The following is a 20486-nucleotide window of genomic DNA, read 5'->3' on the forward strand; positions in this document are numbered from 1 at the left end:
CGAGGTCAGGCCGGCCTGAAGGCGGACCGGGCGACCGCGCGGCGGACGGCCTCCAGGGATTCCTCGACGTCGGCCTCGTCCGTCGACCAGTTGCTCACCGACACGCGCAGGATCGCGCGGCCGCGCCACGTCGAGCCCGACATCCAGGCGCGGCCGTCCTCCAGCAGAGCGCGGGTCACCGCGGCGGTGCGCCCGTCGTCGCCGAACGCGGCGCAGACCTGCGTGAAGACGACGTCGTTGAGCACCTCGGCGCCGTCGATCGCGGCGATGCCCTCGGCCAGCCGGCGGGCGTTGCGCGCGAATCCGTCGACCATCTCGGCGACCCCGCGCCGGCCCAGCGAGCGCAGCGCGGCCCACACCGGCACCCCGCGGGCGCGCCGGGACAGCTCGGGCACCTTCTCGAACGGGTCGGCCGGCCCGCCGGGGCCCGCGGGCTCGATGAGATAGCTGGCCCGCACGCCCATCGCGGCGCGCAGGGCCGAGGGGTCCGCGACGATCGAGATGCCGCAGTCGTACGGCACGTTCAGCGTCTTGTGCCCGTCCGTCGCCCACGAGTCGGCGCGCTCGAGGCCGGGCACGAGGTGGCGCAGCCGGGGCGACGCGGCGGCCCACAGCCCGAAGGCGCCGTCGACGTGCACCCAGGCGCCGTGGCGGTGCGCGAGCTCGGCCGCCTCGCCGATCGGGTCGAACGATCCACTGTGGACGTTCCCGGCCTGCAGGCACACGATGGTGGGCTCGTCCCCGCCGGTGCGCAGCGCCTCGGCCAGCGCGTCCAGCCGGATGCGGCCCTGCTCGTCGGCGGCCACGGGCGTCGGGGCGCCCAGGCCGAGGTACCGCAGCGCCAGATCGAGCGTGTCGTGCCGCTCCTCGCCGACCAGCACGCGGATGCGCGGCGCCCCGAACAGCCCGTCGAAGTCGAGGTCCCAGCCCCGGCGCGCGAGCACGTGACGGCGCGCGGCGGCCAGGCCGGTGAAGTTGGCCATCGTGGCGCCGGTGACGAACCCGACGTCGGCCCCGGCGGGCAGCCCGAGCAGGTCGAGCACCCAGGCGCCGGCCGCCTCCTCCAGCGCCGCGGTCGCGGGCGTCGGGTACCGCATCGCGGCGTTCTGGTCCCAGGCGCTCACCAGCCAGTCGGCCCCGAGCGCGGCCGGGAGCGTGCCGCCGATCACCCAGCCGTAGAACCGGCCGGACGGCATCGCCATCAGCCCCGGCTCGGCCGAGCGGGCCAGCAGGTCCACGACCTCGGCCGGGTCGGACGGCTCCTCGGGCAGCGCCCCGCCGACGGCCGGCGCGAGCTGGTCGGCGTCGGCGCGCGGGGGCACGGACCGCCCGGCGAGCGAGGCCAGCCAGGCCCGGGCGTGCGAGTCGGCCGCGGCGAGGGCGGCGTCGTAGGCGTCCTTGTTCGCACTCATACGTCCACTGTGCGCCCCGCGACACCCGCGGTGTCGAGATCCACCCGCAATCCCGCGGACCGTTTAGGATGGGTCGCAGCGTCGCGGTGTACCCGGCAAGCAGACCGCCGAGGGCATGGAGGCGCCGAACCCTACGAGGTCACCCCTTGTCCGAGTTCACCCCGCCGCGCGTCGCGGCCCTGGGGCACCAGCTCATCGAGATCCACCAGCACCTGCGGTCCCTGCTGGACGACATCGCCCGGCTTCCCGACTTCTCCCGCGAGCTGCGCGCGCACTGCCTCGCGTTCTGCGGCGCGCTCGACCGGCACCACACCGGCGAGGAGCGCGGCATGTTCCAGGTGCTCGCCGAGCGCCACCCCGGCCTGCGCGCCATCCTCGCCGAGCTGCGCCACGACCACGAGCAGATCGCCGCGCTCATCCGCCGCGTCGAGGCCGACCCCACCCGGGCCGAGCTTGCCGGGCTGGCCGCGGTGATGGAGTCGCACTTCACCTTCGAGGAGAAGCGCCTGACATCGGTACTGAACGAGCTGACACCGTGAACCGGGCGGACCTCCTAGGCCGTGTGGTCCCGCAGCGTCTGCCGCTGGCGGCCGAGCCCCTCGATCTCCAGCTCCATCACGTCGCCCGCGCGCAGGTAGGGCTGGCCGGGCAGGCCCATCGCGACGCCGGCCGGCGTGCCGGTGTTGATGACGTCGCCCGGGTGCAGGACCATGAACTGGCTGACGTACCACACCAGGTGCGCGACGTCGAAGATCATGTCGGACGCGACCTCGTCCTGCCGCGCCTGGCCGTTGACCCAGGAGCGCAGCCGCAGCGCCGGCACGTCGAGGCCGTCCGCGGTCACCAGCCAGGGGCCGAGCGGGTTGAACGTCTCGCAGTTCTTGCCCTTGTCCCACTGGCCGAGGCGCTCGAGCTGGAACTCGCGCTCGGAGACGTCGTTGCTCACGGCGTAGCCCGCGATGTGCGCGCCGGCGTCGGCGGGGCTGTCGAGGTACCGCGCCGCCGTCCCGATGACGACCGCGAGCTCGACCTCGTAGTCGGTCTTGACGCTGGCCTTCGGGATGCGCACGTCGTCGTCCGGCCCGACCACGGTGTCGGCCGCCTTCAGGAACACGATCGGCTCGCTGGGCGGCTCTGCCCCCGACTCGGCGGCGTGCCGGGCGTAGTTCTGCCCGATGCACACGATCTTGCCGATGTTCGCCACCGGCGCCCCGATGCGGGTGCCGGCGGGGACGTCGAGGCGGGGGAGGGTGCCGAGGGCGGCGCGGGCGCGGTCGAGGCCGCCGCCGGCCAGGAAGGCGCCGTCGATGTCGCCGGTGACGGCCGACAGGTCCAGGTAGGTCCCGTCGTCGGCGACCACCACGGGCCGCTCCTCACCGGCGTTGCCGATCCGCGCAAGTCTCATGCCGGTCAAGCTATGCCCGAGATGGTCAAGTGGTCAAGCCAATTGTCGTGACTCCCGCGGCGGCCGCGATGCGCCGGAGGTGCTCGGCCATCGCGGCGCGGGCGGCGTCGGGGTCGCGGCGGTCGATGGCCTCCACGATCGCGGCGTGCTCGGCCGCGGTGCGGCGCAGCACGCCCGGGCGGGTGGCGGTCACGGCCCGGCTCGCCCGGCCCAGCGCCGAGAGCGTCTGCAGCATCGTGGCGAGCAGCGCGTTGCCGGCCGCCTCCGCGATCAGGCGGTGCAGCGCCATGTCGGCGCTCACCCGGTCCGGCTCGGCCAGCGCCGCGCGCATCGCCGCGACCTGACCCGCGTCCGCGCGCGAGGCGGCGAGCGCGGCCAGGGCCGGCTCGATCAGCAGCCGCGCCTCGAACAGCTCGTCGAGCGTGCGGCCGCTGAGCGACATCACGAACTCCAGCGGCTCCAGCAGGGCCGCGGTGTCCAGGGCCGCCACGTAGGTCCCGGACCCGTGCCGGCTCTCCAGGATGTTCAGGCTGACCAGGGACCGGATCGTCTCGCGCAGCGTGGGCCGGCTGATGCGCAGCATCTCGCTGAGCTCCCGCTCGGCCGGCAGCCGCTGCCCGGGCACGAGCCGCCCGTCGACGATCATCTCCTGGATGAGCCGCACGGCCTCGGCGGCGGCGGAGGAGCGGTGGACCGGGGTGAACTCGGCGGTCACGGGTTTCTCCCAGATGACGTGGTGGCCTGGCCAGTTTAGGCGTATCCGCGGTTCGGCACCGGCTTCTGCCGCGACCGCAGGGAACTGCCCGATGGCCGTCTGCCGGAGTCGTTCGGCGCGACGGCGTTCCCGCAGCCGAGGCCGTTCGAGATCGGCTCGCCCGCCCGGCCGGACACGCCGCCCGAGACTCCCGCCGCGCCGGCGGTGTCGCCCGCGCCGGCCGCGCCGCGTGGGAAGGCGGCCCGCAGGGCCGGCCCGCGGCCGCTGGCTTCGACGCGGCCACGCTGCCGCTCGACGGGGTCACCGCCCGGGCCGGCTCGCGCGCGGGCGCGCGGGCGGCCCTCGGCCGAGGCCCGTTCCGGCTCACGCAGGGCACGCTCGCGTTCACCGCCGGCGGCGACCTGGCCGTTCGCCGGTGGTGGTGCACGTGTACCCGCCCGCACGCCGGTACGGCGACGAAACCCGGGATGCCGCCGGTGACCGCGGTCCGCCCGACCCGAGGCCCGGCGGACCGCGGTGCTCACGAGCCGTCGACCTCGAGCTCGTAGATCCGCGTCGCGCCGTCGACCTGGTTCGGGGTGGTGACGCTCAGGCGCACGAACCGTGCGGCGCGCGCGGCGATCGCGTGGGTCGTCACGCCGTCGGTGTTCGCGGTCACGGTCGCCGCGGTACTCCACGTCGTGCCGTCGGTGCTCGTCGCGATGGTGAAGGCGCGGGTGTTGTACCCGCCCTGCTCCCCGCCCGCCGAGGCGTGGCGCACCACGAAGCGCCGCACGGTCCGCGCCGAGCCGAGGTCGAGCTGCAGGCTCGCCCCCGCGACCCCGCTGCACCACTTGCTGTTGCCGGACACGACCCCGTCGACGGCCTTCGCGGCCGCCTCGGCCGCGACGCACGGGGCCGAGCCGGTCGCCGCGGCGCCGAGCGCGAGGTCGGCGCCCGGGAAGGCGCCCGCCTCGTCGGCGATCGCGATGTCGTCGACGTAGCCGCGGAACGGCCCGGTGCCGCCCGGCCGGTCGAACCCGACGTCGATGCGCGACACCGTGCGGCCCGCGAGCCCGCCGAGGCCGACGCGCACGAGGTTCCACTGGTTCACCACGAGCCGCCCGCCCTCGCCCTGCCACTGCGGGTGGGCGCGCACCCCGTACTGGTCCACCGCCCCCGAGTCGCGCAGCGCCGAGCCGTCGGTGAACTGCAGGTCGACGGCGACGAACGTGCCGGTCGCCTGCTGCGGGTAGATCCAGTACGACAGCACGCTGCTCGCGCCCAGGGGCAGGTCGGCGGCGTAGACGCGCTGGTAGGAGTACGACTGCGTGGCCGAGTTGTCGGAGCCGGAGTACAGCAGCGCGCTCGTGCCGCTGTGCGCGACCTCGGCCCGCGGGGAGGACTCGGCGGCGGTGAGGGCACAGCAGTACCCGCCGACGCCGACCGCCGCCGCCGCGCTGTCCGCCCACGTGGGGGCCGCGTCGGACGGCTCGAACGCGGTGGTGAACAGCGGCCAGTCGCGCCCGTCGCCGAGCACCGGCTCCAGCGCGGTGTACCAGCGCACGGCCATCTTCGCGTAGCCGGTGTCGTTGGGGTGCAGGGTGTCGTTGAGGTCGCCCGCGCTGAGCCCGCTCAGGTCCACGATCCGCGTGCGGGCCTTGCCGGACAGCACCCCGGGGATCGCGGCGTTGAACGTGGTGATCCGCGACTGGACGGTGGCGTCGAGCGCGGGCACGATCTTCGCGACCAGCACCGTGGCGGAGGGGCGGTCGGCGAGGACCTGGTCCACCAGGGCGCCGAGGCGCTGCGGGGCGGTGGCGACCTGGTAGTTCTGGTTCATGTCGTTGGTGCCGATGTGCAGCAGCACGACGTCGGGCTGGTAGGTCGCGAGCCAGCCGTCGATGTTCGCGGCGATCTGGTCGATGCGCCAGCCCGAGTGGCCCTCGTTGTCGGGGTCGGGCACGGCGCCGGACTGCTGCGAGCCGACGAAGTCCACGCCGAACCCGGCCTGGGTCGTGAGGCGGTTCCACAGCGCGGCGCGGTAGCTCGAGGTGGTGGCGCTGCCGACGCCCCAGGTGATCGAGTCGCCGAGCGGCATGATCTTGATCGGCCGGCCGGTGACGGCGGCCGTGGCGGCGTGGGCGGGCAGGGCGACGGCGGCGGCGAGTAGGAGGAGGGCGACGAGTAGGCGGCGCATCGGGAACCTCCAGGAGGGCATGGTATCGACAAGCGTCGCTGCCGATCCGGGCTTTGTCAACCATTGACAAAACCCGCTCCGTTCACGCCGGGTTCATGCGGCCGCGAGCTGATGTTCATCGATGTGATCGTGACGTGCGCCGCATTGTCGAGCCGCGGGTGGTCGGGGTCGCGGGCGGTTGTGCGGCACGTGCTAACGTCCGGCGACAGGTACCCCGACTCGACGCGGCACGCCGCCCTGACCTGCTGTGATGGGCCTAGATGACGACCGTTCAACCACTGTTGGTGGTCAGCGTCCACGACGTGGCGCCCGCGACCGCCGACGAGACCGCGCGCTGGTGCGCCGACGCCGACGCGCTCGGCATCCCGGTCTCGCTGCTGGTGATCCCCGGGCCGTGGCGCGGGATGGCGCTGGCCGAGCACGGCGACTACGCGGAGGTGCTGCGCGACCGCGCCGCCCGCGGCGACGAGCTCGTGCTGCACGGCTGGTGCCACCGGGCCGGGCCGGAGGGGCGCCCCGTGCGCCGCGCCGTCGGCCGGGCCGTGGCCCGTGGCGCCGCCGAGTTCGCCGCGCTCGACGAGCGGCAGGCCGCCCGCCGCCTCGGCGACGCCAAGGAGGTGCTCGACCGCCTCGGGCTGCGCACCGCCGGCTTCACCCCGCCGGGCTGGCTCGCCTCGCCGGCCGCCGAGCGGGCGCTGGCGGGGGCCGGCTTCCGGTACACCACCGACCACTTCGGCGTGAAGGACCTCCGCGGCGCCGGCCCCACCCGGGCCCGGCGCGGGTTCGCGCTCTCGCATCGCCCCGGGGGCACCGGGGAACGGCTCGGCTCGGCCGTCCTGCGCGGCGGCGCGGCCTGGGCCACCCGCCGCCGCGGCCTGGTGCGCGTCGCGCTGCACCCCGACGACCTGCACCGGCCGCGCCTGCGCGACGACACGCTGCGGGCGATCGAGGGCGCGCTGAAGGCCGGCGCCCGCGCCACCACCTACGGCGCCGTCCTCGACGCGGCGGCGTCGTGAGGATCGTCCAGCTCGCGAACTTCTACACGCCGGTCTCCGGGGGCTTGCGCACCTGCGTGGAGCAGACCGGGCGCGGCTACATCGCGGCCGGTCACGAGCGCGTCACGCTGGTGCCCGGCACCGAGGACCGCGACATCACCCTGCCCGACGGCCGCCACCTCACCGTGCGCAGCCCGCTGCTGCCCGGCACGGGCGGCTATCGCGTGCTCACCGCCCGCCGCCGCGTGTGCGCGCTGCTGGACCGGGTCGAGCCCGACGTGCTGGAGGCCAACGACAAGCTCAGCATCTCCTGGCTCGCCCCGTGGGCACATTCCCGGGGTGTACCGCTGGTGCTGGTCTCGCACGAGCGCATCAACGCCATCCTGCGCACCCGGGTGCCGCGCTGGTTCCCGCTGGACTCCGCCGCCACCGCGGCCAACCGCCGCCTGCACCGGCTCGTCGACCACATCGTGCTCACGTCGGCCTTCTCCGCCGCCGAGTTCGAGGTCTTCGGCCGGGAGAAGATCCACCGCGTCCCGCTCGGGGTGGACCTCGACACCTTCCGGCCGGTCGAGCGCGAGCCCGGCGTGCGCCTCGTGACCGTCAGCCGCCTGTCCACGGAGAAGCACCCGGAGCTGTCCATCGAGGCCCTGCGCGAGCTGCGCCGCCGCGGCGTGCCCGCCACCCTCGACGTGATCGGCACCGGCCCGCTGCAGCGCCGCCTGACCCGTCTCGCCGAGGGGCTGCCGGTGCGCTTCCTCGGTCACGTGGCCGAGCGGGGCCGCCTCGCCGAGCTCGTGGCCGGCGCGGACATCTCGCTGTCGCCGTCCCCGGCCGAGACCTTCGGCCTGGCCACGCTGGAGTCCCTCGCGTGCGGCGTGCCGGTCGTGGTGCCGTCGAAGGGGGCCGCGGGTGAGCTGATCCTGCGGCCGGAGTCGGGCCGGGTCACCGACGGCACCGCGCACGCGCTGGCCGACGGCGTCGAGTCGCTGCTCAGCGCGGCGCCGCAGCGCCGTCGCTCGGACGCGCGAGCGGTGGCGGAGCAGTTCCCGTGGTCGGCGACGGTCGGTGGTCTGCTGGAGGTGTTCGCCCGGGCGACCGGGCGCCAGCGCGTCCCGTAGCGAGCAGCGCCACGCCGGCGACGAGCAGCGCCGCGACGACGACCTGGCTCCAGGGCCACCACAGGGCGCCGCGCCAGCCCGCGTGGAAGACGGTCGCGTCGAACAGGGCGCTGGCGAGCGGGTCGGCGATGCTGATCGCGGTCAGCGCGGTCGGCAGCGAGCCCGCGGCGAACGCGTCCTGGATGAGCAGGGCGCTCGCCGTGGTCGAGGCGGCCAGGGCCAGGACCGACCAGTCGTGGGCCAGGCCCCGGACGCCGTCGCGGGCCAGCGTGTCGGTGACGAGCACGACGAACACGGCGGTCAGGCACGTGCACACGCCGGCCGCGACCCCGGCGAGCGCGCCGCGCAGGCGCGCCTCGGTGCGGGCCGGGAGCAGGTGCGCGACGGCGATGAACGCGACCGTCACGGCCGCGGCGAGCCCCACCGCCGGGGGCACGTCGGTTCGCACGAGATCGTGCGGCACCGACGGGCGGGCCACGACCAGCAGCGCCAACCCGGCACACACGGCGACGGTGCCGAGCCAGGCCGTGGCCCGTGGCCGCCGGACGGTCAGCAGCGCGAACAGCAGCTGCGACACCAGCAACGCCTGCACGATCGTGAGCGATCCCAGGTGCAGCGCGAGCGCGTGGGCGGCGAAGGCGAACAGGTTGAGCACCCAGCCCGCCAGCCACCAGCGATCCCGTACGAGCGTGCGGATGAGCAGGAACACCCGCACGGGCAGCGCCCGGTCGTGCACATCCGGCGCGGCCCGGCGGGCCGCGCGCTGCTGCATGGCCGCCGAGAAGGCGAACATGGCGGCGGCCAGAACCGACAGCACGACAGCGAACATGATCAGGGGTTGTACCGCAACCGCACGACCACCCGGCGACCGGCACATGGCCGCGCGGTGTTCACAGGAGTTGGGTTCAAGTTCTAGACTCAGCTCATGCTCATCCGGCCATGGCAGACGGGCGACGAGCACCTCGTGGCGGCCGCCGAGCGGCACCTGTCCGCGCGCAGCATCGACCGGCGCTTCTGCGTCGGCAGTGGCGGGCGGCTGCCCACGTTCTACCTGCGTCATCTGGAGGGCGGCCCGCGGCCGGAGTGGGACGCGCAGGTCGCGGTGGACGACGGCGGGCGGCTGTGCGGGTGGGCCGAGTACGGCCGCCGCCCCGCCTGTTCGCCCGCCGCCGACCTGGCCGTGCTGGTCGCCGACCCGTGGCAGCGCACCGGCCTGGCCACCGCGCTCGTGCGCGCCCTGGTGCCGCGCATGGCCGCGGCCGGCGTGCGCACCGTCCAGGCCGACGTGACCGGCGCCAACGCGGCCAGCAAGGGCCTGATCCGCGCCCTTGCCGGCCCCGGCCTGCGCCCGACCTACCAGGACGGGATGGTCCACTACGCCTTCGATCTGGCGGTCGTACCGTTCGCGCCGCTGACCGTCTGACCCGCCGCCGCCGCCCGCTCGATCGCCGCCCCGACATCGCCGACCCGGTCCGCGAGCAGCCCGACCGCGCCGACGGCCCGGCTCATCGGGTCGTCCTCGGCCCCGCCGAGCGCCTGCGCCCGGCGATGGGCCGCCTTGACCTCCGCCCACCGCGCCGCCTGCTCGGGGGTGAGGCGGCCGCGCAGCTCGGCCAGCTTGAGCAGGTTCGCCTCGGCGCCGGTGGTGAGCGTCTGGGCCTCGCCGGCGTAGTGGTCGTCGATGACCGCCTCCAGCTCGGCGTCGTTCATGACCGGCACGACCCGCTCGGCGAGCTTGTTCATGTTGCGGTACGAGCCTTGCAGCAGGAACGGCGGCTCGGTGCGCGACGCGTCGGCCTGGGCCGCGGAGGCGATGTACGCGCGGTTGGCCGCCAGCACCACCTCCTGCACCCGCAGCAGCTTGCGCAGCACGGCGAGCATCCGGTCCACCTCGACCGCCGAGTACGGGTGGGCGAGCTGGTCCGGCCGCACGGTGCCGTCGCCGCGGGCCAGCCGCACCAGCAGCTCGACGTCGCCGCGGTCCCGCGCCGACAGCGGGGCGAGGACGGTGTTGGAGGTCAGGGCGTTCTCGATGTAGCTCAGCGCGAACACCTCGTCCCGGCCGGTCAGCACGTCGCCGAGGTTCCACACGTCGGCGCGGTTGGCCAGCATGTCGGGGATCCGGAAGCGCTGCCCCGACTCGGTGTACGGGTTGCCGGCCATGCACACGGCGAACCGCTTGCCCCGCAGGTCGTACGTGCGCGTCCGGCCGTTCCAGACGCCCTCCATGCGCCGCTGGGCGTCGCACAGGGAGATGAACTTCTGCAGCAGCTCCGGCGAGGTGTGCTGGATGTCGTCGAGGTACAGCAGGACGTTGTTGCCCATCTCCAGCGCGAAGTTGACCTTCTCGATCTCCAGCCGGGCGGTCGCGTTCGGCGCCTGCGCCGGGTCCAGCGACGTCACGTGGTGCCCGAGCGCCGGCCCGTTCACCTTGACGAACGCGAGCCCGAGGCGGCTGGCCACGTACTCCATCAGCGTCGTCTTGCCGTAGCCGGGCGGCGAGATGAGCAGCAGCAGACCCATCTGGTCGGCCCGCTTCGCCTCGCCCGCCGCGCCCAGCTGCCGCGCCAGGTTGTCGCCGATCAGCGGCAGGTACACCTCGTCGAGCAGCCGGTTGCGCACGAACGCGCTCATCACCTTCGGCCGGCAGTCCTCCAGCCGCAGCCGCTCCCGCTCGCGCGCGGCCAGCTCGTTGCGGCGGCGCTGGTAGGCCCGGAAGGCCGGCACGCGTTCGAGCCGGAACCGCCGGGTGCGGGCGAGCACCTCGTCCAGCCGCAGCCGCATGCGGCGGCCCTCGATGCGTGGATGGGTGCCGAGCAGCCCCTCCACGGTCGCGGTGAGCTCGGCCGCCGACTCGCGCCGCGGCAGCCCGGAACCGCAGAGCACGACGGCGGCGGCCTCCTGGAGGTCCGGGCTGTCCGCAGCGAACGAGGTGAGCCACGCCGACACGAGCTGGCGGCGGGCGGCCAGATCGCCCTCGAGGGCCCGCAGGTCCGCCGCGAGCTCGTCGGACGGCACGGCCCGCCGGAAGCGGTCCAGCAACGCCCGCGCGCCCGCGCCGGTGACGAACCCGAAATCCGGCAGGGCCAACTCCTCGAACAGGTATGCGGCGGCCGACGAGGACGAGCCCATGGCCGACTGCAGCTCCGCGCACAGCTCGCCGATCGCGTCCGAGGGCCCGAACGCCGCCCGGGCCCGGGCCAGCGACCGCGCCCGCCGGGTCCAGGCCGCTTTCGCCTCGTCGCCGGCCCCGAAAGCCCAGAACAGCTGCGCCTCGGCGCGATCCGCCCCCGGATGGCGCAGGAGCCCGGCACCGGCGTCCAGCCGCCGCAGGACCTCGAGGATCAGCGCCGCGTCGTGGTCGTGCACACCGCGCTCGTAGCCCTCGTCGTAGCGCTCGTCAGCCAGGCGCCGCACGGCCTGCAGGGATCCGCCTTCGGGCGCGACCTCCAGGGCCAGGGCGGCCAGGTGCTCGGCGCGGTACACCTCGGGCGACTCGGAGGCGACGAGCTGCCCCCAGAACGGGCGCGCCGCGGCGATCTGCGGGTCGTCCACCGGTGCGCGGTAGTCGGTCGCGGTCACGGTGAACGCCAGCCCGTCGCCGTGCGGCACGAGCGTGAGGTCGATCGGCTGGGTGTTGACGGCGAACCGGTGGCGGCCGAGGCGGATGAGGTCGGCCGAGCCGTCGAAGAGGTCGGTCCGGTCCCGCAGCAGCCGGCCGGCCTCCAGCCGGGCCCGCTGGACCCGCCCGTCCAGCTCCTCGGCGCGGACCTGGTCGCCCAACTCGCGCAGCTCGCCGGCCAGGCGGCGGACCCGCGCGACCATCGGGTCGGTCGTGAAGTACGTGTTGACCTCGTCGGCCGACGTCATGGCGGCGACCCGGCGCCCGACGCCGGCGAGGATCCGCTCGGCGGACTCGGCGAGCCGGTCGGCGCGGCGGGCCCGCTCGTCCAGCAGCGCCTGCCGGCGGGCCGAGAATGCCTCGTAGACGTCGGTGCGCCGGTCCGCGAGCCGGGCCAGGAAGTCCTCGGACTCGCCGAAGCGGGACTCCAGGTTCTCCAGCTGCAGCATGAGCCGGCCGAGCTGCTCGTCGCAGCGCTCGGGGGTGCCGGCGGCCGCGAGCGCGCCGGTGACCGCCTGCCCGAGCAGCGCGAACTCGGCCGCGAACTCGGCCCGCCCCTCGACGGCGAGCAGCTCGCGGCGGCGGGCGTCGAGGGTGGCCCGGGCCCGGTTGACGCCGCCGAGCACCTCGCCGATGCGGGCCAGGATGCCGACCCGGACGGTGGCGTCGGCGATCTCGAGGGAGCCGACCACCTCCGTGACGATCTGCAGCGCCTCCGCCTGCGCGGCCAGCCGCTCGCCGACCGGTCCCGCGTCGGCCACGGTCCGGATCGCCTCGGCGTCGGCGACCAGGCGCTCGACGTCGGTGTGGTAGGCGGCGAAGGCGTCCTCGTGCCGCAGGAACCGCACCGCCCGCTGGGCCGCCGCCGTGAGCTCCGCGCCGAGCCGGGCCCGCAGCGCGGCGACCCGCTCGGTGTCGACGTAGCGCAGCTCGGCCAGCGGCACCAGCGAGCCCTGGGCGCGGCGCAGGTCGGCCAGGCGCCGTACCCAGGCGTCGGTGTCGGCGGGCGTCTCGCCCTGGGAGCGGCGGATCAGCGACTCGATCCGCTCGCCCTGCGCGCCGAGGGCGGCGGCCGCCTCCTCGGTGAGCGCCTGCACCCGCTCGAACTCGCCGAGCACCTGCTCGGCGGTGTCGCGCAGCTCGGTGAGCGGGTGGCGCAGGTCGCCGAGGTCGGCCTCGCCGAGCCAGTGGTAGTGGTCGAAGGCGCGCCGGCACGCGGCGACGATCGCCTCGAAGACCGCCGCGGACGGGGCCATCTCGGCGACCATCCGGGCCACCGACAGGGCGTCGGAGATGCCGCGGACGAGGTCGGCGTTGCCCACCCGGTCCAGCGGCCCGGTCCCGAGCGGCTGGGCGGCGGCGTACGTGTCCGACTGGTACGGCGTCTGCCAGACCTGCATGGTGTGGACCCGGGCCGGCTCCTCGGACCCGGCCCGGAAGACCACGAGGGTTCCGTCGTCGAACAGCGAGTAGCCGTGGCACACGATCGGGTTCTCGACCGCCTTGCGGATGACGTTGTACGGCAGCAGCAGCGACCGGCCGTCGGCCCGCGCGTGGAAGACGTAGAGCACGTCCTCGCCGTTGACGGACCGGATCACGCGCTCGAACTCGAGCTCGGCCACGTCGGTGTCGAAGGTGCGGGCGACGCCGGTGGCCAGGTAGTACCCGCCGGGGAAGATCAGGCCCTGGTCCTCCGGCAGGCGCTGGCAGCCCTGGCCGATCCCGTCGAGCCGCACGACCGCCCGGGTCCTCGTGTTGAAGACCAGAAAGCGATAGGCGTCCTCCTTGTACGGCCTGATGCGCAGCAGCACCAGGGCGCCGACGCGCGCGTAGCTCACGTCGGCGTCGGCGAGGCTCTGCAGCGGCTCGTCGACCGGCTCCCGGTAGATGCCCTCGCCGGTCTCGGTGTTGTTCTCCACCTTGACGGTCAGGTCGCCGCCGACGGTCTCGACGAACACCACGTCCTCGATGGAGATGTGAGGGTGCCGGCCCAGGACGTGCCGCTCGCGGCCGACCGGCGTCCACTCGAAGTCGTGCGACGGCGGGAACACGTGGTCGCGCTCGCCCCGGTTGTCCACATAGGACACCGTGCCGTCCGCGCCGACGGTCCAGCGCAGCACCTTGATGTCGTCGGTGCGCGGCCCGGTCTGGAAGACGGCGAGGAGCTTGCCGTCGAGGCGGCGCAGCTGCAGCAGCCGGGTGTCGCGGTAGTACTTGTAGACCTCGCCGAAGTCGCGCAGCAGCCGCGGGTCGCGCAGCAGCGCGGCGTCGTCGTCGCCGGACGGCCGGTCGAACCGGAACGCGTCGCCGTCGCGGGCGAAGCGGTGGACCGAGAACACGTCGTCGACCGTCGTCTCCGGCTTGAGGCCGATGAAGACGTTGTAGCCGAACAGCATCAGGCCGCCGACGGACACGATGTCGCGCGGGACGCAGTTGTGCTCGGTGCGGATGCGCTCGGTGCCCAGCAGCCGCAGCTGGGCGCCCCCGAACACCTCGGTCCGCCGCGCGTTGAGGGCCTCGGCCCGGCGCGTCAGCTCGGCCGCCTGGGCGGCGAGCCGGTCGCGCAGCACCTCGTAGGTGCCGGCGTCCAGGCCCGCCGCCGGGCCCGCCTCGGTCGTGTCGCTCACCGCCGCGGTCGCTTCCGTCACCGCTGGGCCGCCGCCAGCGCCGCGACCGGCTTGTCGGCGATGCCGAGCCGGTGGGCCGTGTCGAGCAGGTCGCGCAGCTTGTCCCCGTCGGCGCCGCCGCGCTGGATCTGCTGGGCCAGGAACGCCGACAGCGTCAGGTTGGACACGTCGGCGGTGCTCATCGAGCCGAGCACCCGCCCGAGGTCGCCGACCAGGTCGCCCCGGCCGTCGAGGTAGGCGGCGCCGACGCTCTGCACGACGTCGGAGTGCTGCACGAGCCCGTCGATGCTCTTGCCGAGCGTGATCGAGCCGAGCAGCTTGTCGAAGAACACGCCGTCGCCGCCGACGATGTCGATGTTCGCCTTCTCCAGGCCCGCGGCCAGCACGTGCGCCTGCTGCTCGGCGACCTGCCGGTGCACGTCGATGCCGGCGAGGCGGACCTCCTTCTCCATCTCCAGGCGCAGGCGGTACTCCTCGTGCCCGCGGGTCGCGGAGTCCATCGCGGCGAGCGCGGCGGCCTTCTCGGTGAGCCCCTCGGCCTCGCCCTTGAGCTTGTCGCGCAGCGCGTCGGCGAGCGCGGACGCCTTCTCCCGCTCGACCGCGGCCTCGGCCAGGCCGGCCTTCTCGATCGTCTCGGCGCTCGCGACCGCCTTCTCGCGCTCGACCGCGGCCTCCGCCCGGCCGACCTTCTCGATCGCCTCGGCGTTGCGCTCGCGCACCTGCACGTCGGCCAGACCGGCCGCGGCCGCCTCGGCCTGCACGCCCTCGGCGAGCCGGATCTTGGCCCGGGCCTCCAGCTCCGCGGTCTGCTGGCGGGCCTCGGCCAGCACCAGCTCCTCGCGGGCCCTGAACTTCGCCGCCTGCTCCGCGGCCTCGGCCGCCTTGATCCCCTTGACCAGGTTCTCCTGCGCCTCCGCCTCGGCCGCGATGATGACCGCCTGGCGGGTGCGCTCGGCCTCCTCGACCACGCGGAGCCGCTTGATGTGCTCCTCCTGTTCGGCGACGGTCCGCTCGACCGCGATGCGCTCCCGGACGACCTCGGCGATGGCCCGCTTCTCGGCCTCGACCTCCTTGTCCTTGGCGATCGTGCTCAGCTCGGTCTCCCGCTGCCGGGCGATGACCTCGAGCATGCGGTCCTTCTCGATGCGCTCCGACTCGATCGCGATGACCCGCTCGCGGTTCTTCTCGGCCACGGCGATCTCGCGCGACTTGTTCTCGTGCTGGATGCCGACCTGCTCGTCGGTGCGGATCTCGGCGGTCTGCGACTTGAGCCGCTCCTCGGCGCGCACCCGGGCGGTCTCGGCCTCCTCCCGCGCCCGCAGGATCGCGACCTCGCGCTGCTGCTTGATCTCCGCCTCGGCCTGCCGGCGCTCCAGCTCCAGGATCGCCTCGCGGGCGTCGACGTCCTGGCGCTTGATCTCCTTCTCCTCGGTGCGCCGGTACTCGTTCGTGCGCACGTGCTCGATCGCGGTCAGCTCGGTGATCTTCCGGATGCCCTGGGCGTCGAGGATGTTGGCGTTGTCGAGGCTGTGCAGCGGCGTCTGCTCGAGGAAGTCGATCGCGGCGTCCTCGAGGCTGTAGCCGTTGAGGTCGGTGCCGATGACCCGGACGATCTGGTCGCGGAACTCGTCGCGCTTGGTGTAGAGGTCGACGAAGTCCAGCTGCTTGCCGACGGTCTTGAGCGCCTCGGAGAACTTGGCGTTGAACAGCTCCTGCAGGGTCTCCTGGTCGCTGGCGCGCACGGTGCCGATCGCCTGGGCGACCTTGATGACGTCCTCGACGGTCTTGTTGACCCGCACGAAGAACGAGATGCGGATGTCGGCCCGGATGTTGTCGCGGCAGATCAGCCCCTCCCGGCCGGTCCGCTCGATCTCGATCGTCTTGACCGAGATGTCCATGACCTCGGCCTTGTGCAGGACCGGCAGCACGACCGCGCCGGTGAACGTGACGTCGACCTTGCTGACCTTGGAGATGATCAGCGCCTTGCCCTGCTCGATCTTGCGGAACAGCCGGCTGATGGCGATGAGCACGCCGATCGCGGCGAGCACGACCACGCCGAGCACGACGAGGAAGCCGGTGGTGAGAACGGTCATAAGAGCTCCTGTGTCCGGGGGTGGGTCCAGTTGGAGCGGGTCAGTTCGGGGTGGATCCGTCCGGGGTGGATCCGTTCGGGGCGGGGACGACCCAGAAGAACTCGCCGTCCCGGTCGTATTCGTAGATCACCGCGGGGCTGCCCGCGGCAAAGCTGTCGGCGCCGGTCTGGCGGACCTGGACGATCGCGCTGGAGCCGTCGTCGGCGGTGACCTCGGCCTGACCGAACGACTCGGTCACGGTCCCGGTGCGAATCACGCACGACCGCCCGACGAACGCGGTGCGGGAGTCGCCGCCCGTCGCCGGGGTGAGCCGCCGCAGCGGGATCGCGGCCAGCCGCGCCGCGAGCCACCCGGCCGCCAGCGCGACCAGCAGCACGGCCACGCGCGGCAGGGCGCCGCGGACGACGGCCGAGCCGGCCAGGCTGACGAACCAGGCGACCGGCACGAGCACCGAGAGCCCGACCGCGATCGGCGCCCCGAGCAGCCCGGCCCCGGCGTCGAGCAGGTCGGTGTCGGCGCCCCCGAGGAGCACGACGAGCCAGTACGCGATGACGACGGCGAGCAGGACGGTGAACAGGACGGTCGGGAAGCCGAGGATCGCGTCGAGAAACTCCATCGGCCCGTCCCGTCCCCCTCCGCTCGTGTGTCCGCATGGTGACAGGCCGCGTCAAGACCATGTTCGCGACGGCGCGCGGGCCCGCACGCCGCCGACCGGGTTCCCGGACGACGCGACGGCGCCGGCCGTGGCGCTCGGCGAACGCCGCAATTCGGGCAATCTTTCGCTGTATTCAGCGAAAGTTATCGACATCTGGACGGAAGTCCCCTAGCGTGTCGTGGCATATCGACGGTCGTCGGTTCCGCCAGTGCCGACGAACGCCCCGATGACCCGTGCCCGTCTTCGGCGAGCGCGCGCGGGAGTCCGTGACCGGCTCCTACCCCTTGGAGCGTTCCGTGAAGCGATGGACGACCCTCTTCGCCGTGCTGCTCGCGGGCGTCGGCCTGCTGCCGGCGATCCCCGCCGCGGCCGCGGTGCCACCGCAAGAGCCCGGCGTCACCCTGCGGGTCTTCGACCTGCAGACCCCGCAGAGCTCCATCTGCGTGCTCAAGTCCGGGCAGACGCCCAACGTCGACAAGCTCATGCCGACCGTCAACTGGACCAGCGCCGCCGACTTCGGCGGGCTGGAGGACTACTTCCAGGCCCAGGTCATCGGCAACGTCAGCATCCCCAGCGCCGGCACCTACGCGTTCCGGCTCACCAGCGACGACGGCTCCCGCCTCGCCATCGACGGCGCCAACGTCATCAGCAACGACGGCCTGCACGGCGCGACCGCGGTCGAGGGCAGCGTCGCCCTCACGGCCGGCTACCACGCGCTGCGCATCGACTTCTTCGAGCGCACCGGCGGCCAGCAGTTGACCCTCGAGTGGCGCCCGCCGGGCTCGAGCGCCTACGCGCTGGTGCCGAACTCGGTGCTGAGCACCGATGCCGGGGTCGTGCGCGTCACCGCCCCCGGGCGCAAGGAGTGCGAGGGATCCGCCGACTCGCCCGGCGACGGGCTGCCGCTGACGTCGCTGCACCCGGGGTACACCCTGACGAACCTGCGCCCGAACGGCTTCAACCCGCAGGTCAGCGCGATGGACTGGTTCCCCGACGGGCGTCTGGCCATCGCGACCTGGGGCGGGAGCCTCAACACCACGGGCGAGGTCTACATCCTGCGCAACGTGACGGGCGCGACCTCGCCGTCGCAGGTGCAGTACACCCGGATCGCCTCCGGACTGAAGGAGCCCATGGGACTCAAGATCGTCGACGGCGTCATCTACGTGTCGCAGAAGCACGAGCTGACCGAGCTCACCGACACCGACGGCGACGGGCAGATCGACCGCTACCGCACGGTCGCGACCTGGCCGTTCGACGGCAACTTCCACGAGTTCGGGTTCGGGCTGCTGTACCAGGACGGGTACTTCTACCTGAACCTGTCCGTCTCCATCAACCAGGGCGGCGCGACCACCGACCCGCAGGGCTCGCCGAACCGGGGCACCAGCCTGAAGATCAACCGCTCGACCGGCGCCGTGCAGTACGTCGCCGGCGGCCTGCGCACCCCCGACGGCATCGGCTGGGGACCGGCCGGGGAGCTGTTCGTGACCGACAACCAGGGCGGCTGGCTGCCGGCGTCGAAGCTGGTGCAGATCAAGCAGGACCGCTTCTTCGGCCACTACACCAACCCCGACGGCCCGTTCGACGGCCAGCCGGTCACCCAGCCCGTGCTGTGGCTGCCGCAGAACGAGATCGCCAACTCGCCGAGCACCCCGCTGGTGCTCCACAATGGACCGTACGCCGGGCAGCTGGCGTTCGGCGACGTGACGTACGGCGGCATCCAGCGCGCCTCGCTGGAGCAGGTGAACGGCGAGTACCAGGGCGCGGTCTTCCGCATGACGCAGGGGCTCGAGATGGGCGTGCTGCGCATCAGCGAGGGCCCCGACGGCGCGATCTACGCGGGCGGCCTCGGCGCCGGGGGCAACTGGGGCCAGGAGGGCAAGCTCACCTACGGCCTGCAGAAGATCACCCCGAACGGCACGAACGTCTTCGACTTCAAGGCGATGCGCGTCAAGCCCGGCGGCTTCGAGCTGGAGTACACCCAGCCGGTGTCGACCGAGACGGCGGCGCAGCTGGCCTCGCGCTACACGTTCAAGCAGTGGCGGTACGTCCCCACGCCGGCCTACGGCGGCCCCAAGGTCGACGAGGAGTCGCTCCAGGTCACCTCGGCGACGCTCTCGGCCGACCGGCTGAAGGTCACCGTCCAGGTCGCGGGCCTCAAGCCGGGCCGGGTCGTCCACGTGCGCTCGCCCCGGCCGTTCACCTCGACCACGGGCCAGTCGCTGTGGAGCACCGAGGCCTGGTACACCCTCAACGCCCTCGCCGACGGCACGCTCCCGCCGACCGGCCAGCAGGAGGCCGAGTACTCGGGCCTGAGCGGCAGCGCGGGCGTCGCGACCGACCACAGTGGATACACCGGCACCGGCTTCGTGGCCGGGTTCGGCAACGCGGGCGCCGCGGCCACGTTCAGCGTCGCCGCGCCCAGCGCCGGCGCATACACCGTGGCGCTGCGGTTCAGCAACGGGCCCAACCCCTCCGCGGGGACGAAGACCGTCAGCCTGTACCTCAACGGCGCCAAGGTGAAGCAGCTGTCCCTCGCGGACACGGGCAACTGGGACACCTGGGCGACGGCCACCGAGACGCTCCAGCTGCGCGCGGGCGGCAACGCGATCGCCTACCGCGTGGACAGCGGCGACATCGGCCACGTCAACCTCGACAACATCACCGTCGCGCCGGCCGGCGGCGGGGGAGCGGCGGACCACACCGGCACCATCACCGGCATCGGCGGCAAGTGCGTCGACGTCAGCAACGCCGGCACCGCCAACGGCACGAAGATCCAGCTGTGGACCTGCAACGGCTCAACCGCGCAGAGCTGGACCCGCACCGGCGACACGCTGCGCGCGCTGGGCAAGTGCCTGGACGTCGACAACGGGGGCACCGCGAACGGGACCAAGGTGCAGCTGTACGACTGCAACGGCTCGGCCGCCCAGGTGTGGCAGGCCGGGGCGAACGGCACCCTGCGCAACCCGCAGTCCGGCAGGGTGCTCGACGCGGCCGGGGGCGCCTCCGCCGACGGCACCCAGCTGCAGATCTGGGACGCGGCCGGGGTCGCGCAGCAGAGCTGGGTCCACAATGGAGCCTCGCGGGTGACCCTGTTCGACGGCGGCAGCCTCAACGCGTTCGCCAACGCCGACGGCACCGCCCCGACCTGGCCCGTCTCCGGCGGCTCGGCGGAGGTGCTGGGCGGGGACATCCGCACGAAGCAGGCGTACGGCGACTTCAAGCTCCACGTCGAGTTCTGGCTGCCGAACCTCCCGGCCGACGTCACCGGCCAGGCCCGCGCGAACTCCGGCATCTACCTGCAGGACCGCTACGAGGTCCAGGTGCTCGACACCTACGGCAAGACCTCGCTGGCGAACAACGACTGCGGCGCCATCTACCTCAAGCGGGCGCCCGACAGCAATCCGGCAACGGCGCCGGAGACCTGGCAGACGTACGACGTGACGTTCCGCGCGGCCCGCTGGAACGGCACCACGAAGACCGAGAACGCCCGGGTCACCCTCGTGTGGAACGGCGTCACGGTGCACAACAACGTGGCCGTCGACGGGCCGACGGGCGCGGGTGCCGCCGAGAGCCCGGCGGCGCTGCCGATCCGCCTGCAGGACCATGGCGATCCCGGCGCGAACGTGCGCTACCGCAACATCTGGATCGAGCCCGTGTGAGGG

12 protein-coding genes and 1 pseudogene are annotated in these 20486 nt (G+C 73.7%); 5 read left to right on the forward strand and 8 right to left on the reverse strand.

The annotated features are described in order from the left end of the window. Window positions 1-5: 5 nt before the first annotated feature. A complete protein-coding gene (locus tag ACQP1P_RS14610; RefSeq protein ID WP_433086959.1) occupies window positions 6-1412 on the reverse strand; it encodes a pyridoxal phosphate-dependent decarboxylase family protein in 1407 nt (468 codons plus the stop codon). A 146-nt stretch (window positions 1413-1558) separates the two neighbouring features. Between ACQP1P_RS14610 and ACQP1P_RS14615 the strand changes: the two genes are divergently transcribed. Beyond that, window positions 1559-1951, forward strand: coding sequence for a hemerythrin domain-containing protein (locus ACQP1P_RS14615; protein ID WP_433086961.1), 393 nt, complete (start codon window positions 1559-1561; stop codon window positions 1949-1951). A gap of 14 nt (window positions 1952-1965) precedes the next feature. Here the strand turns inward: ACQP1P_RS14615 and ACQP1P_RS14620 are convergent, their stop codons facing one another. The 3 genes from ACQP1P_RS14620 to ACQP1P_RS14630 form a co-directional block, all read right to left on the reverse strand. Further along, window positions 1966-2817: a fumarylacetoacetate hydrolase family protein gene (locus ACQP1P_RS14620; protein WP_433086963.1), complete on the reverse strand. Its 852-nt coding sequence runs from the start codon at window positions 2815-2817 to the stop codon at window positions 1966-1968. Window positions 2818-2842: 25 nt separating this feature from the next. Beyond that, entirely contained in the window at window positions 2843-3532 is a 690-nt protein-coding gene (locus ACQP1P_RS14625; RefSeq protein ID WP_433086965.1) for a FadR/GntR family transcriptional regulator, read from the reverse strand. Window positions 3533-4052: 520 nt separating this feature from the next. Beyond that, window positions 4053-5711: a GDSL-type esterase/lipase family protein gene (locus ACQP1P_RS14630; protein ID WP_433086967.1), complete on the reverse strand. Its 1659-nt coding sequence runs from the start codon at window positions 5709-5711 to the stop codon at window positions 4053-4055. Window positions 5712-5971: 260 nt separating this feature from the next. Here ACQP1P_RS14630 and ACQP1P_RS14635 point away from each other — a divergent pair, with 260 nt between their 5' ends. Both ACQP1P_RS14635 and ACQP1P_RS14640 read left to right on the forward strand, forming a co-directional pair. After that, window positions 5972-6727 carry a DUF2334 domain-containing protein gene (locus ACQP1P_RS14635; RefSeq protein WP_433086969.1) on the forward strand — a complete coding sequence of 252 codons (756 nt, stop codon included), beginning with the start codon at window positions 5972-5974 and terminating at the stop codon, window positions 6725-6727. Next, window positions 6724-7827 carry a glycosyltransferase gene (locus ACQP1P_RS14640; protein ID WP_433086971.1) on the forward strand — a complete coding sequence of 368 codons (1104 nt, stop codon included), beginning with the start codon at window positions 6724-6726 and terminating at the stop codon, window positions 7825-7827. The genes ACQP1P_RS14635 and ACQP1P_RS14640 overlap by 4 nt, the downstream gene beginning before the upstream one ends. A 52-nt stretch (window positions 7828-7879) precedes the next feature. Here the strand turns inward: ACQP1P_RS14640 and ACQP1P_RS14645 are convergent. Further along, window positions 7880-8704: pseudogene (locus ACQP1P_RS14645) on the reverse strand (DMT family transporter); the annotation flags it as partial. 48 nt (window positions 8705-8752) lie between these two features. Between ACQP1P_RS14645 and ACQP1P_RS14650 the strand changes: the two are divergent. Further along, window positions 8753-9250 carry an N-acetyltransferase family protein gene (locus ACQP1P_RS14650; RefSeq protein ID WP_433086973.1) on the forward strand — a complete coding sequence of 166 codons (498 nt, stop codon included), beginning with the start codon at window positions 8753-8755 and terminating at the stop codon, window positions 9248-9250. On the opposite strand, the gene ACQP1P_RS14655 is transcribed toward ACQP1P_RS14650, so the two are convergent. The 3 genes from ACQP1P_RS14655 to ACQP1P_RS14665 are packed head-to-tail and all read right to left on the reverse strand — an operon-like array spanning window position 9202 to window position 16785. Then, on the reverse strand, window positions 9202-14076 hold the full coding sequence (locus ACQP1P_RS14655; protein ID WP_433086975.1) for a DNA repair ATPase: 4875 nt from the start codon (window positions 14074-14076) through the stop codon (window positions 9202-9204). The genes ACQP1P_RS14650 and ACQP1P_RS14655 overlap by 49 nt on opposite strands. A 17-nt stretch (window positions 14077-14093) precedes the next feature. Continuing rightward, window positions 14094-16169, reverse strand: coding sequence for a flotillin family protein (locus ACQP1P_RS14660; RefSeq protein ID WP_433086977.1), 2076 nt, complete (start codon window positions 16167-16169; stop codon window positions 14094-14096). A 40-nt stretch (window positions 16170-16209) separates the two neighbouring features. Next, complete coding sequence (locus ACQP1P_RS14665; protein ID WP_433086979.1) at window positions 16210-16785, reverse strand: hypothetical protein; 576 nt, start codon at window positions 16783-16785, stop codon at window positions 16210-16212. Window positions 16786-17120: 335 nt separating this feature from the next. Between ACQP1P_RS14665 and ACQP1P_RS14670 the strand changes: the two genes are divergently transcribed. Next, window positions 17121-20483: a family 16 glycoside hydrolase gene (locus tag ACQP1P_RS14670; protein WP_433086981.1), complete on the forward strand. Its 3363-nt coding sequence runs from the start codon at window positions 17121-17123 to the stop codon at window positions 20481-20483. Window positions 20484-20486 lie beyond the last annotated feature (3 nt).

Source organism: Dactylosporangium sp. CA-052675 (genome assembly GCF_050947935.1).
Taxonomy (GTDB): domain Bacteria; phylum Actinomycetota; class Actinomycetes; order Mycobacteriales; family Micromonosporaceae; genus Dactylosporangium.